The organism is Providencia alcalifaciens (genome assembly GCF_915403165.1).
GTDB classification, from domain to species: Bacteria; Pseudomonadota; Gammaproteobacteria; order Enterobacterales; family Enterobacteriaceae; genus Providencia; species Providencia alcalifaciens_C.
On the sequence record NZ_OU659204.1, the window covers coordinates 1506798 to 1520481 of the forward strand.

Sequence of the window (13684 nt, forward strand, 5' to 3'; positions counted from 1 at the left end):
CATGAAGCCAGAACATCTTGCATTATTGAGAGATAAACTCTGGCGATTGAATCATCTCTACTGGATCACCAACAAAGAAGGTAAGCCAGTTCGATTTAAAATGACGCCTGAGCAGCTTGAATACTTTGAAGGGATGCACACGCGAAACATTATCTTAAAGGCTCGTCAGCTGGGTTTCACGACTGAGGTCTGCATCATCCAATTAGATGCAGCGCTATTTGAGGCGGCTAAATGTGCATTGATAGCCCATACGTTAAATGATGCCAAGCGACTATTCAGGGAAAAGATAAAGTATGCCTATGAAAAGCTACCCGAAGAAATTAAAGCTGCAAATCCGGCGAGTAATGATGCGGCTGGTGAATTGGTTTTTAGCAAAGGCGGGTCACTTTATATCAGCACGTCATTTCGTGGCGGCACACTCCGATATTTACATGTATCTGAGTTCGGTAAGATATGTGCTAAGTACCCAGAGAAAGCCCGTGAGATTGTCACTGGTGCTTTTGAGGCGGTATCAAGCGATTGTTTCACGACGATTGAAAGCACAGCGGAAGGTCGAGCAGGTTATTTTTATGATTACTGCCAGTCTGCTGAGAAAGCGCAACTCCAGGATAAGAGATTATCTAACCTAGACTGGAAATTCTTTTTCTTCTCATGGTGGAAGAATCCTGAATATGCCATTGACCCTGTTGAGCAATTACCACAGCGATTAGTTGACTACTTTGATGAAATATCTAGTAAGCATGGCGTTCAATTAAACGAGCGCCAGAAAGCTTGGTATTACGCCAAAGAGAAAACACTTGGCGACGATATGAAACGGGAATACCCGTCAATACCGTCTGAGGCATTTCAGCAATCTGTTGAGGGTGCTTACTACGCTAAACAATTCCGTTTCCTGTACGAAAATAAACGCATTGGTTCACTCCCTGATAACTCACATTTACCCGTACATACGTATTGGGATATTGGCGTGGGTGACTCAACATCAATCTGGTTCATTCGTGAAGTTGGTGAGGAGTTTCACGTTATCGACCATTACTCAAACAGTGGCGAGGGTCTACGGCACTATATGAAAGTGTTGAAAGATAAAGGCTACAACTATGAGAGTCACAATGGGCCACACGATATTGAGAATAGGGAATTTGGTTCTGATGCTAAATCACGTAAAGAATTAGCGCGTGAAGGGTATGAGATTGACGGGCAGATTTACTCAATTCGATTTGAGGTCGTGCCAAGGGTGTCTATCGATGAAGGTATCGAGGCTGTGCGTGAAATATTGCCGCTCTGTGCTTTCGACGAGCATAAATGCGGAGATGGTATTGCTCACTTAGAAGCCTATCGCAAAGAGTGGGACGACAAGAAAGGGTGCTGGAAAGACAAGCCACTTCATGACTACACATCACACGATGCTGATGGGTTCCGTTATTTTGCTGTAAGTAGACGGAATGTTAAACGTCCAGCATTCGAAATTAACCTAGGAACAACCTTCTGATGAGTACAACAAATGTAGATTTTACTCGGCCAGAGTATAAAACGGCTGCTCCTCAGTGGGAGTTAGTACGCTCTGTTTGCCGAGGTGGCGAAGATGTAAAAAATTACCTTCCTGAGCTTGAAGAGCAGGACAGCAAGCGCAAAAAGAAACGAAATGAAGACTATCAGAGCCGGGCTGTGTTTTATCCCATAACGGGCAATACTCGAAACGGCATGATAGGGATGGCATTCAAGAAAGACCCATTAGTTGCGGTTACTGAAAAGCTATCTAGTTTAAAGGACGATGCTGATGGGGCTGGTTCAAGCATTTATCAACTAGCTCAGTCTTCACTAGAGTCTGTATTAGAAGTTGGTCGGCATGGTCTGTATGTTGATTACAACAGCGATTCGAAGCTCCCGTACATATTCCAATATCGCGCCGAAGATATCATTAATTGGCGTACTGACCGGATAAATGGTCGAACTATGTTAACGCTGGTGGTGTTGCGTGAAACAGTTGAAGAAGAAGACGGATTTGGATTTAAAGACATTCTTCAGTACCGCGTATTGGCTATTGAAGACGGTAAATTTATTTGTAGAGTATATCGCAAGCCCACTGGAAGTAGTGTATTTCAAATCGATTCTGAATACATTCCTGAACGTGCAGGCAATGGCCCATGGGATGAAATTCCATTTACGTTTATTGGCGCTCAGAATAACGATCACACCATCGATGAGGCTCCACTGTTGGGATTGGCAAAAATCAATCTAGGGCATTATCGAAACTCTGCTGATTATGAGGATTCAGTATTCTTCTGTGGGCAGGTTCAGCCGTATATTGGCGGACTCAATGAACAATGGCGTGACTGGTTACAAGAAAAAGGCGTAATGGTTGGCTCTCGTTCACCAATCTTGCTACCCGAAAAAGGGGATTATGGCTACGTTCAAGCTCAGCCAAATATGCTGGCTAAAGAGGCGATGGACAGCAAGCGCGATTACATGGTTGCTCTTGGTGCACAATTGGTTTCTGCTGATAGTAAAGTAAAAACAGTTATTCAATCTGTGGGTGAGCAGAACGCCCAAACCTCCATTCTCAGTATCTGTTGCTCAAATGTGTCAGAAGCACTGAGCAAAGCCTTAACATGGTGTGCTGAATATCTTGGATTAGACACGAAAGACATCTCCTTTGAAATTAACAAAGACCTCGTTAATCACATTGCTGATAGCGCGATGATCCGCGAAATTGTTGTAGCATGGCAATCGGGTGCAACACGTAAATCTGACCTAGTCAGAAGTTTGCAGAAATATGATGTTATCAATCCTGCTGATGATGTGGATGTGGTGGTGGATGAGCTTAATAATCAAGAGCCAACAATGGTAGGTGCGACATGAGTTCAGTGAATGAGCGGTTGATGGATGAATTAATTGCTCACTCGTTGTTCTCTGGTCGCTATTCTGCTGGTGTGGCAAGGCGAATGGTAAAAGCGCTGAATGAGTTTGATGCTGAATTAACGGCGTCTCTTATTGTGACCTTAGATGACGCCAATATTGATATTAATAGTTTCACGGCAAGGCGATTGGAATCATTGCTATCCAGTGTAAGAAGCATCAATAAGCGTGCTGTTGATAGTGCTTTTTCGTTACTTACGGAAGAAATGAGAGAGCATGCATTGCATGAATCAGACTATTACCCATCACTGTTTGATGCTTTATTACCAGAGTCGGTACTTCGCAAATATCCACTCATGAGTATCACAGAGGAGATGTTATTTTCTTCTGTAATGTCGCGGCCGTTTCAAGGAAAACTATTATCAGAATGGTCTAGTGGATTAGAAGCTGATCGCATGACTCGCATAAATAATGCAGTTCGCAATGGTTATTTGAATGGCGATAGCGCGTTAGATATTGGGCGTAAGATTCGTGGGCATGCAAACCAAGGCTATAAAGATGGAGCATTACAACTAAGTAGGGCGAATGCGACAACGATAGCCAAGACTGCCGTGAATCATCTTCAAGCTACGGCTAGAGAGCAGTTTGCAGAAGCTAACAAAGACATCATTGATTACAAGCAATGGCTTTCTACTCTCGATAGTAAAACATCCAATGATTGCATCGTCAGAGACAGATTAAAGTACACACTTGAAGGCAAGCCAATAGGACACAAAATACCCTACAAACAAGGCCCCGGTAAAATCCACTGGGGATGCCGCTCGACAGAAACATTAGTCACTAAATCATGGCGTGAACTAGGTATTGATTTAGATGAAATGGACTCAGGCACTCGAGCTTCAATGGATGGGCAAGTTCCAGCTAACACAACGTTTATTGAATGGATACAACGACAGCCGGAGTGGCGGCAGCGCCAAGTATTTGGAGAAACGAGATTCAGGCTTATGAAGGATGGAGGTATGAGCCCATCTGAGTTCTACACAGATAAAGGTGAGTTTATTTCCCTAGAGCAACTCAGAGAGATAGATGAGCAGGCATTTAAAACTGTTGGTTATCGGTAAGCAATGAATTTTCACACAAGGTCACTTCGGTGGCCTTTTTTATTACCTAAATTCAGCTTAGGGCTGAGTTATTTCAACGTGCTAGGCGCAAATCAAACCCAAGGGGTATCACATGTTATTTATGAATATTGAACGCAAATACTACTCACAGGCAGGTGGCGAGGATAAAGGAGGCGGTGCTGGTGGCGCGCCAGAAATCACTCCTGAAATTCAAACCATCATTGATAAGGCTGTAAGCGAGCAAGTATCTGGATTAAAAGCCAAGCGTGATGAGTTGTTAGGCAAGCTTAAAGAGCAAGGAGACAACTTAAAACGTTTTGATGGTATCGACCCTGAATCAGTGAAGGGAATGCTTAAACGTTTTGAAAATGACGAAGAAGCCAAGCTTATTGCAGATGGCAAGATTGATGAAGTCATTAATAAGCGTACTGAGCGTTTGCGTGGTGATGTTGATAAGCAATTGAAAGACGCGAACACCAAAGTTGAGAAGGCAGAAGCGTTTGCAAATAAATTTCGTGCGCGAGTTCTTGGCGATGAAATTCGCTCAGCATCTGGTAAAGCCGGGGCACTAACTAGTGCGCATGAAGACTTGATTTTACGAGCTAAAGGCATTTTCCAAATCAACGATGAAGGTCAGGCCGTAGCCGTTGATGACGATGGTAATCCAATCATGGGCAAAGATGGTCGCACGCCATTATCACCAATTGAGTGGGTTGAATCACTTAAAGAAAGCGCTCCTCACTTATTCCCTTCGGCTTCTGGTACGGATGCGGGGATGCATAAGCAAGGTGGCGCACATCTTAAACGTTCACAAATGTCCGCGCAGCAAAAAGCTGACTACCAGCGACGCTACGGGCGTGAAGCATATTTAAAACTTCCAAAAGAGTAAGGAAATATAAGCAATGACTACGACAACAAATAGCGATTTAGTAATTTATAACGACTTGGCACAGACAGCATTCTTAGAGCGTCGCCAAGATAATTTAGCCGTATTTAATCAGGCATCTAATGGCGCAATTGTGCTGGATAACCTGTTTATTGAAGGTGATTTCCGCAAACGTGCTTTCTATCAAATCGGTGGTTCTATTGAACATCGTGATGTTGATTCAACAAAAGCCGTGGAGAGCAAAAAAATTGGTGCAGGAGAATCAGTAGATGTGAAAGCGCCGTGGAAATACGGCCCTTATGCAACAACTGAAGAAGCATTTAAACGCCGAGGGCGTGATGTATCTGAGTTCTCTGAACTTGTAGGCACTGATGCAGCAGACGCTTCGTTAGAGGGCTACATTAAATACTCTTTAGCTGCTTTAGGTGCTGCGATTGGCAATAACAAAGAGATGGTTGTGACGGCTGATATTGCGACCGATGGCAAGAAAACACTGACAAAAGGATTGCGTAAATACGGTGATAAATTCAACCGTGTAAACCTGTTTGTCATGCACTCAACGACATATTTCGATATTGTCGATCAGGCCATTGATAACAAAGTGTATGAAGAGGCGGGGGTGGTTATCTATGGCGGTCAGCCCGGCACGTTAGGGAAGCCTGTTTTGGTGACGGATACAGCACCAGTCGAGGCTATCTTTGGTCTTGTCCCCGGAGCTGTCACTATCACTGAATCCCAAGAGCCTACTTTTCGCTCATTTGAAATCAATGACAAAGAGAACTTGGAGGTTGGTTATCGTGGTGAGGGTGTGGTTAACGTGGGTGTACTTGGCTATAGCTGGGATGAAGCTAAGGGTAAAAACCCTGACTTAACCAAGCTTGGAACAGCGGGGAACTGGAAAAAGCATTTCACGAGCGACAAAATGACAGCCGGTGTAATGATTAAACTAACTGCAGCTGGTGCAGAAACGGGAAAGTAACTAAGCCAAAGGTGGCAGAAACCAAGAAAGCTACTGATGGTAAATGACAATAGGGGTGTAATGCCCCTTTCTTATTTTGAGGGGATTATGATTGATTCAGATAAAACCTCAACGACCTTTAATAGCTATGCCAGCGTAGCGGATTTAAAGGCCTATGCTTCAGTAAGGCAGTTAACGCTCCCTAATGAGGGATTAGAAGGATTGCTCATTGTGGCCATGGACTATCTCGAATCCCAAAAGTGGTTAGGCAAGCGAACCGATGTTCATCAGCCGCTCTCTTTTCCGCGTACGGGATTAATTCGCGATGGTATTGCGGTTTCAAGTGAGGTTATCCCTCAGCAAGTTATCCAAGCCCAATGCCGCTTGGCGATTGAATCACAAGAGAGCGAGTTACAGCCAACATTAGGCGCTGAAGTTATCGCTGAGCGTATTGAGGGTGCAATTGACTTGAAGTATGCAGAAGGTACCAATACAGGCGCACCGAATTTCGCTTGGTTGAAAGGTTTGTTATCCGGCTTGATTGATATCTCTGATGGGTTTGCCATTAATACATTTGCAATGAGGTAGCCATGAATATTTATCAGCGCGGTTACCAAACAGCGTTACGAATGCTGAACAAGTATGGCGCTTCATATCAAGTTAAACGCGATGGAAAGCATTGGGTTGATGATGATGGCATAGAGCATCATGAGCCCGAGTCTCTCCTCTCTGTTACTGGTGTAAAGGTTCTGTACAAACCTTATGAAGTTGACGGAACTCTAATTCTCTCTACGGATATTAAAATAGTTCTTTCTCCAGACGTTGATATTCGAAAGGGCGATTCTATTCTTGTTGATGGTATATGGTTTCGCGTGCATAAGCCTAACCCGGTTAAACCTGCTGATATTATTATTTGCTACAAGTCTCAGCTGAGGGCTTGATATGGCTGATTCATTTATGACGTCCGTTAATTTGTTTGTAGAGAAATCTCAAGCAAATATGGAAACAGTAGTAAGTAAAACAGGGTTTAAGATTTTAGCTCAGTTAGTTGAAATGTCGCCAGTTGGTAACCCTGAGCTTTGGGAAGTTAATCAGACAGCGGTTAATTATAATCAAGCTGTATTTGATCATAACGAAGAGCTAAGAAAGGATCCGAAAAATCTTACCCATAAAAAGCGACAATTGAAAAAACGTGCCAGAATCAGTGATTCAATGGATGTTTATTCACCTCCGGGATATACAGGTGGACGCTTTAGAGGTAACTGGCAAGTCACTTTTGATGCGCCAGCTGAAGGCGAGACAGGGCGAATTGATAAATCAGGCAGGATGACAACAGCGGTTGGCAAATATGTACTGGAACAGTTTAAGGTTGGAATGAATGCCATCTATTTTACTAATAATGTTCCCTATGCCTATCGTTTGGAGGTGGAAGGTCATTCAAAGCAAGCGCCTAACGGGATGATAGCGGTAACTGCTGCTGATATTGGCAAATTCTTCAGGGAGGCGATAGCGGAGGTGAAATAGTGAAGCAATCCGATATTAATCAAGAAATACGCACGCTGGTAGCAAGAATTGCTAAGCAGAATGATGTGAAGGTTGCTTGGCCAAACATTGAGTTTAAAGATATTGGTGCACCATATCTGCAATTGCATATCATGCCTGCTGCTACAGAAAATCTAGGGCTTGGGCTGGATATGCTAGTTCTGAAAGGTGTCATTCAAATTAATGTGGTTGGTAAAGTTGGAAATGGTGATTCGGCAATTATGAGCTTGTCTGACAATATCAAAGAGCAACTAGAAAACGGTTTAACCATCACTAATACGCTGTATTTGGATGGTGAGCCAAATCAATTACCACCACTTATCAGTGATACAAATTACACAATTCCAATACGCACATCTTACCGATGTGATTCAGTTCGATAATCAACCGCCTAAATGGCGGTTTTTTTATGCATAAAAAAGAGGTTAATAATGGCTTATAACATTCCTAATGGCTCACGTGTTTATATAGCGAGCAAATACGGTAAAGATGTTGAGTTTACCGCTGCAAGTAATGCAACAGAGGCTGTTTTAACGGTTGCTGCATTAAACGGTATTAAAGCGGGTGATACTGTTCAGGTGGTTTCTGGCTGGAAGCGAATGTCTGGCGTATTTCGTGTCAAGGTTGCTGCTGATACAAGTGTGACACTAGAAAATGTGGATACATCTGATGTGGATCGCTTCCCTGTCGGTGGAGGCAAAGGGACGTTGAAAGCAGTTCAGGAGTGGGAGGTCATGCCGCAAGTTATGACTCTGTCTACTGAAGGCGGTGAGCAGCAAACACAAGAAATCCAATTCCTAGAAGATGAACAGGCTGAGACAGTTGATACCTATAAATCAGGTATCGTTCAGGTTTATACATTTGCACACGACGCTACATTGCCAATTCGTCCTTTGCTGATGAAACTGGATGACAATAAGCAACTGACAGCTATCCGTTTCCATAATAAGCGTGCTGGAGAAGATCGATATTATTCAGCAAGTGTATCATTTCAGCGCGTACCTAACACGGCAATTAATGAAGTTGAAAACGTGTCTGCTCGCTTCTCTCTTAAATCTGATATGCAAATTTACACTGCCGCATAAAAACAGCCCTTAACAGGGCTTAAATATTAAGGTCAATAAATGGCAAAGTTTACGTTAACGCCAAACCCAAAATTTAAAGCTGATGTGAAAATTCCGGTTGCCGGCAAAGAAAAGCCAGAGGTTGTGACATTCACATTCAATCACATGCCAATGAGTAAGCTAGAAGAATTACGAGATGATTCGATTGATGATTTCTTTAAAACGATTATTGCTGATTGGGCGATTGAAGAGTCATTCAACGAAGAAAATCTTAAATTGTTATTTGATAATTACCCATCAGCCGCTGGTGCAATTACCTCAACGTATTACAGCGAATTGCTTGGTAATCGCGAAAAAAACTAATTGCGGTCGCAGAGGCAATGTATGGAGGAATGACAAAGCAAGAGGCTGCAAGTTTTGAGAGAGCTTTTGGATTTCCTCCAGATATTGATGATATTGAAGTACTCCCTGATGTTTGGGATTCATATCAGGCATTCTCAGCCATGAGTACGCAGTGGAGAATAGGCATGAATGGTGCTACAGGTCTAGACTATGGTGCCATTCATCATGTTATGAAATTGCTCAATATAAAAAACGAAACGACCGTGTTTGATGACCTTCGAATTATGGAAATTAAAGCCTTAGAGCTGATGAATAAAAAATAGGGCAAGGATGCTCTAACGTTATTGAGTGGCCGGGTTGTGACGTGCGCACAGCGTTTGATGAGTTGAAATGATCTTTACAACTAAAATGCTTGGAATATACTGTATATAAATACAGTTATATTTGGTGTGTCATGAAGCTAGAACTTATCGATTCCGAGTCAATTCTCAATATTCCGTTATTCCTAGACCGTGTGCCTGCGGGGTTTCCATCGCCTGCAGCTGATTACATGGAGGAACGAATAAACCTTAACAGCACGCTGATTAAGCATCCTGACAGCACGTACATGTTACGCGTAGAAGGTAATTCGATGATTGATGCAAACATTAACGATGGTGACGTTGTTATTGTCGATAGCGCACTGGCGGCAAAGGATGGTGATATTGTAATTGCTAGCGTTGATGGCGAGTTCACTGTTAAAAGACTGAAGTCTCATCCGCCGATGCTGATGCCAATGAATCCTGATTTTCAGCCGATATTCATTGGTGATGCGCAGGACTTACAGATATTTGGTGTGGTTACATTCATTATTCACAAGGCTCAGTAATGTTTGCCTTGGTTGATGTTAATTCGTTTTATGCAAGCTGTGAGAAAGTATTCAGGCCAGACTTGGTAGGTAAGCCAGTCATCGTTCTGAGTAACAATGATGGTTGCGTAATTGCCAGGTCAGCCGAGGCAAAAAAACTCGGCGTGAAAATGGGTGAGCTCTACTATGAGCGACGAAGTTATTACCAACAAAACAACATCAATATATTTAGTTCTAACTACGCCTTATATGCGGACATGAGTAATAGAGTGATGTCTCTGTTATCAATGTATGCTCCGCGCTTAGAAATATATTCGATAGACGAAGCGTTTCTTGATTTCACTGGTATGACCCATACGTTTAATTTAGAAGAGTACGGTCGAGAAATTCAATCAACGATATTGCAGCGAACTCATTTACCCGTTGGCGTAGGAATAGGGCCAAGTAAAACACTGGCTAAGATTGCTAATCATGCAGCTAAAACGTGGAAGAAAACGGGTGGTGTTGTCGAGCTATCTGATAGAAGTCGGCAAAGAAAGCTGCTGTCACTTATTCCGATTGAGGAAGTATGGGGCATTGGTCGTAGAATTTCAGCTAAGTTGAGAGTTATGGGTATTTATACCGCTTTAGACTTAGCCAATGCGCCAGTGGCCACAATACGTAAAACGTTTGGTGTGACACTAGAAAGAACGCTCCGAGAGCTGAATGGCGAGTCCTGCATTGAGCTTGAAGAGGTCAGGAAAGTTAAGCAGCAAATACTATGTTCACGCTCGTTTGGTAAGAAGGTTTTAGATATTGAAACTATGCGCAAGGCCGTTTGTGACTATGCAGAACGAGCAGCGGAGAAGCTACGCGAAGAAAATCAGCGATGCCGAAGTATTGGTTTATTCATACAAACCAGTCGCCATGCATCAGGTGAAGATTACGCCAATAGTGCGAGCATCAAGCTTGAATACCCTAGCAGCGACACGAGAGACATCATCAATGCTGCGATGCGTGGGCTAGGCTCCATTTGGAGAGACGGTTATCGCTACTATAAAGCAGGGATAATGTTGTCCGACTTCACAAATGCAGACATTACTCAGTTCGATATGTTTTCGACGCAGAAGCCATTTAAGAATAGTGATGAACTGATGAAAACATTAGACACGATAAACAATAGTGGCCTAGGTAAAGTCTGGTTTGCTGCGAAAGGTGGCGATAGTGGGTACCAGATGAAGCGCGAAATGTTGTCACCAGCGTACACGACAAATTTCGATGAGTTGCCTTTGGTTAAGTGTTAATCCTTGCTCAAATGAACACAAAACTATAAATGGTAATATTGAGACTTAGATTTTATATTCAAACTATACAGGTGATAAATTTTAGTTAGTGACTATAATAATTTCCTTAACTATGAGCATCTCCATTCTGTCTAGTGAATGGATAATTCAGGAAATTAACATGAACTCACTTCATGAATCTTATGAAATTTTACGAGAATTATTAGCTACTCTTGATGATAATATTAAGGATTACAATGAAGCACAGACTAGATTTCATATTATAGATATTGTTCTTAAACAGTGTCTTAACTGGGATGGCGCTATAGAGGTAGAAAAACATGAGTCAAATAATGGGTTTACTGATTTTGAGCTAGGAAATCCAAGGAAAGTAATAGTTGAAGCCAAAAAGGAAGGAGTTAGTTTTGATATACCATCAGGAAAATCATTAAAAAATACAATTCCGATAAAATCACTAATCATGGCTAGTGACAATATCAAAAGAGCAATGGATCAGGTGCAACTCTATAGTTCTAGTCGGGGAGTTCCGATATCTATAATAACTAATGGACATCAATATATTGCATTTATATCAAGCAGGACTGACGGCATTAGTGTTCAAGACGGTAAGGCTTTAGTATTTACCTCTTTGCAGGACATCTTAAATAATTTTCCATTGTTTTGGGAGTGTTTATCATTACAAGGAATAGATGATAATAAATTGATGAGACAATTAACTGTTGGTGATGTTAGGTTGCCATCTAAGTTATCTAATAATTTAATTAAATACCCTAAAATACTTTATTCAAGTGAATTACAGACATCATTAAGGCAATTATCTGAGGTTTTTATTCAAGATATTGTTGAAGATCCAAATCTTGAATCATCATTTTATCAACAATGTTATTGCGAGAGTGGTAGACTAAACCAGTATTCATTATTAAGTAAAAATATTCTTAATTCTCGTTATGCCTCTATTTTCGCAGAAAATGAAAAACAACCATCGGTTCAGCCAATAAATGATAGAAAAAAATTAAACCTTGACGGTGCGATATTTGCTGATGCCATATCAAGAAGGCCTATTGTGTTAGTTGGCGATGTTGGTGTTGGAAAAACTTCATTTATCAAAAATTTAATACATAACAGCGCATCTAGTGAATTTAAAAAAGCCATCTACATCTACATAGATTTAGGTTCAAAAGCCACTTTAAATACAGATATCAAAAACCTCATTCTAAACGAAATTTGCTCCCAGCTTTACTCTAAGTATGATGTTGATATTGAAGAGTCTAGCTTTATAAAACGATTGTATGTAGAAGAAATAAGGAAGTTTGAAAGAGGCATCTATGGAGAGATGAAAGAAAGCAATCCTGTAGCATATAAAGAAAAACTTATAGATAAGTTATTTATGCTGCAAAGTGATAAAAACCAGCACACTCAAAAATCTGTTGCATTTATTTCAAAAGAACATAAAAAACAAATAATCATTTGTATTGATAATGCAGACCAAAGAAACTTTGATGTTCAGCAAGATGCTTTCATTATTTCTCAAGAATTATCTAAAGAATGGAGTGCTATAGTTTTCCTTTCAGTTAGGCCCCAAACATTTTATAAGTCAAAACATTCTGGTGCATTAAATGCATATCCACACAAGATATTTACAATATCCCCACCTCGAGTGGATGAGATGATTTCAAAAAGATTGAGGTACGCAGTAAGGCTAGCGAGAGGAGAAGAGGTTTCTCCATTGAATAATGCTAATGTAACCTCCGAGAATTTGGCTTTATTTTTAGAAGTACTTATATCTTCATTGCAAAAAAATAAAGAAATTAATGAGTTTTTGGATAATATTACAGGCGGAAACATACGTAAAGTCATAGAGTTTGTAACTGGATTTATTGGATCTCCAAATATAGATGCGGAAAAAATTATAGATATACAAGAAGAGCAAGGTAGATACATTATCCCAATTCATGAGTTCACCAAACAAGCTTTGCTTGGTGACTATTCACATTATAGTCGAGAAACATCATCTTCGATGAATGTATTAGACCTTAGTACACCAGATCAGAAAGAGCATTTTTTAGTGCCGCTAATTATAAGCTACTTGAGCTTCCAAGGTGATCACTTAGATAAGAATAGCTTTTGTAGATACACGAATATAATAGAAGAATTTCAAGCGTCAGGGTTCACTCCGAAACAGGTAGATGATGCTCTCAGGAGAACCACAAACAGAAAATTGATAGAAACCTCTCTGAGGGTGACGTTCGAAGAGGACGAAGATAAGGTGTTAATTGGTGATATGCCAGATAGCTTTAGGATAACAACGATAGGTGCTTATCATATTAAAAAATGGCTAGGTGATTTTGCATATTTGGATGCAATGCTTTTTGATACACCAATCTTAGTTTCGAGTGTTAGAGAGGCAATTTCAACAAATTTATCATCAATGGAAATAAAAGATCGATACCTCAGGGCATTAGAGTTTAAGAAATATTTATTGCAGTCTTGGAAACAATTTATAAGAGCTCCATCGTACTTTAACTTTGAAGAAATTTGTGAAGAGCAAAGTAGCGGCTTTGAAAGAGTAAAACAGCACTTAATTAATGTAAAAAAAATGAAGCCTAATGAGCTAGCTTAATGGACAATAAAAAAGCCTGTTTAACAGGCTTTTTTATTAAGATTTAACCATGCGAGATATCCATTTTTATTGAAAATAAAAATAAAAATTATGCCAGAGCAGCGTAATATCAAAACATTTACTTTGCAAGTAAATGTGATTAAAAATTGATATTGCTCAAAATGA

At 40.9% G+C, this 13684-nt stretch carries 15 protein-coding genes; all 15 read left to right on the forward strand.

Translation table 11 applies throughout. From position 1 onward, the window contains the following. Nucleotide 1 precedes the first annotated feature (1 nt). On the forward strand, nt 2–1489 hold the full coding sequence (locus LDO73_RS06815; protein WP_224060748.1) for a terminase: 1488 nt from the start codon (nt 2–4) through the stop codon (nt 1487–1489). Continuing rightward, nucleotides 1489–2859, forward strand: coding sequence for a DUF4055 domain-containing protein (locus LDO73_RS06820; RefSeq protein ID WP_224060749.1), 1371 nt, complete (start codon nt 1489–1491; stop codon nt 2857–2859). The genes LDO73_RS06815 and LDO73_RS06820 overlap by 1 nt, the downstream gene beginning before the upstream one ends. Beyond that, nucleotides 2856–3977 carry a phage minor head protein gene (locus LDO73_RS06825; RefSeq protein ID WP_224060750.1) on the forward strand — a complete coding sequence of 374 codons (1122 nt, stop codon included), beginning with the start codon at nt 2856–2858 and terminating at the stop codon, nt 3975–3977. The genes LDO73_RS06820 and LDO73_RS06825 overlap by 4 nt, the downstream gene beginning before the upstream one ends. Nucleotides 3978–4089: 112 nt before the next feature. Continuing rightward, nucleotides 4090–4866, forward strand: coding sequence for a hypothetical protein (locus LDO73_RS06830; protein ID WP_224060751.1), 777 nt, complete (start codon nt 4090–4092; stop codon nt 4864–4866). A 13-nt stretch (nt 4867–4879) separates the two neighbouring features. Next, on the forward strand, nt 4880–5842 hold the full coding sequence (locus LDO73_RS06835) for a major capsid protein (RefSeq protein ID WP_224060752.1): 963 nt from the start codon (nt 4880–4882) through the stop codon (nt 5840–5842). Nucleotides 5843–5929: 87 nt separating this feature from the next. Next, the gene (locus LDO73_RS06840) at nt 5930–6409 is read left to right on the forward strand and encodes a DnaT-like ssDNA-binding protein (protein WP_224060753.1); all 480 of its coding nucleotides are present in this window, start codon (nt 5930–5932) and stop codon (nt 6407–6409) included. Nucleotides 6410–6411: 2 nt separating this feature from the next. After that, nucleotides 6412–6762, forward strand: coding sequence for a hypothetical protein (locus LDO73_RS06845; protein WP_224060754.1), 351 nt, complete (start codon nt 6412–6414; stop codon nt 6760–6762). 1 nt (nt 6763) lies between these two features. Then, nucleotides 6764–7345, forward strand: coding sequence for a hypothetical protein (locus LDO73_RS06850; RefSeq protein WP_154599374.1), 582 nt, complete (start codon nt 6764–6766; stop codon nt 7343–7345). After that, a complete protein-coding gene (locus tag LDO73_RS06855; protein ID WP_224060755.1) occupies nt 7345–7746 on the forward strand; it encodes a phage tail terminator-like protein in 402 nt (133 codons plus the stop codon). The genes LDO73_RS06850 and LDO73_RS06855 overlap by 1 nt, the downstream gene beginning before the upstream one ends. A 48-nt stretch (nt 7747–7794) precedes the next feature. After that, nucleotides 7795–8448: a phage tail tube protein gene (locus LDO73_RS06860; protein ID WP_154599373.1), complete on the forward strand. Its 654-nt coding sequence runs from the start codon at nt 7795–7797 to the stop codon at nt 8446–8448. A 39-nt stretch (nt 8449–8487) separates the two neighbouring features. Continuing rightward, nucleotides 8488–8790, forward strand: coding sequence for a phage tail assembly chaperone (locus LDO73_RS06865; protein ID WP_224060756.1), 303 nt, complete (start codon nt 8488–8490; stop codon nt 8788–8790). A gap of 29 nt (nt 8791–8819) precedes the next feature. Then, nucleotides 8820–9092, forward strand: coding sequence for a DUF1799 domain-containing protein (locus LDO73_RS06870; RefSeq protein WP_423810877.1), 273 nt, complete (start codon nt 8820–8822; stop codon nt 9090–9092). A 131-nt stretch (nt 9093–9223) separates the two neighbouring features. Beyond that, nucleotides 9224–9637, forward strand: coding sequence for a translesion error-prone DNA polymerase V autoproteolytic subunit (umuD, locus tag LDO73_RS06875; protein ID WP_224060758.1), 414 nt, complete (start codon nt 9224–9226; stop codon nt 9635–9637). After that, nucleotides 9637–10899: a translesion error-prone DNA polymerase V subunit UmuC gene (umuC, locus tag LDO73_RS06880; RefSeq protein WP_224060759.1), complete on the forward strand. Its 1263-nt coding sequence runs from the start codon at nt 9637–9639 to the stop codon at nt 10897–10899. The genes umuD and umuC overlap by 1 nt, the downstream gene beginning before the upstream one ends. 160 nt (nt 10900–11059) lie before the next feature. After that, on the forward strand, nt 11060–13519 hold the full coding sequence (locus LDO73_RS06885) for an AAA family ATPase (RefSeq protein ID WP_224060760.1): 2460 nt from the start codon (nt 11060–11062) through the stop codon (nt 13517–13519). The last annotated feature ends 165 nt before the right edge of the window (nt 13520–13684 follow it).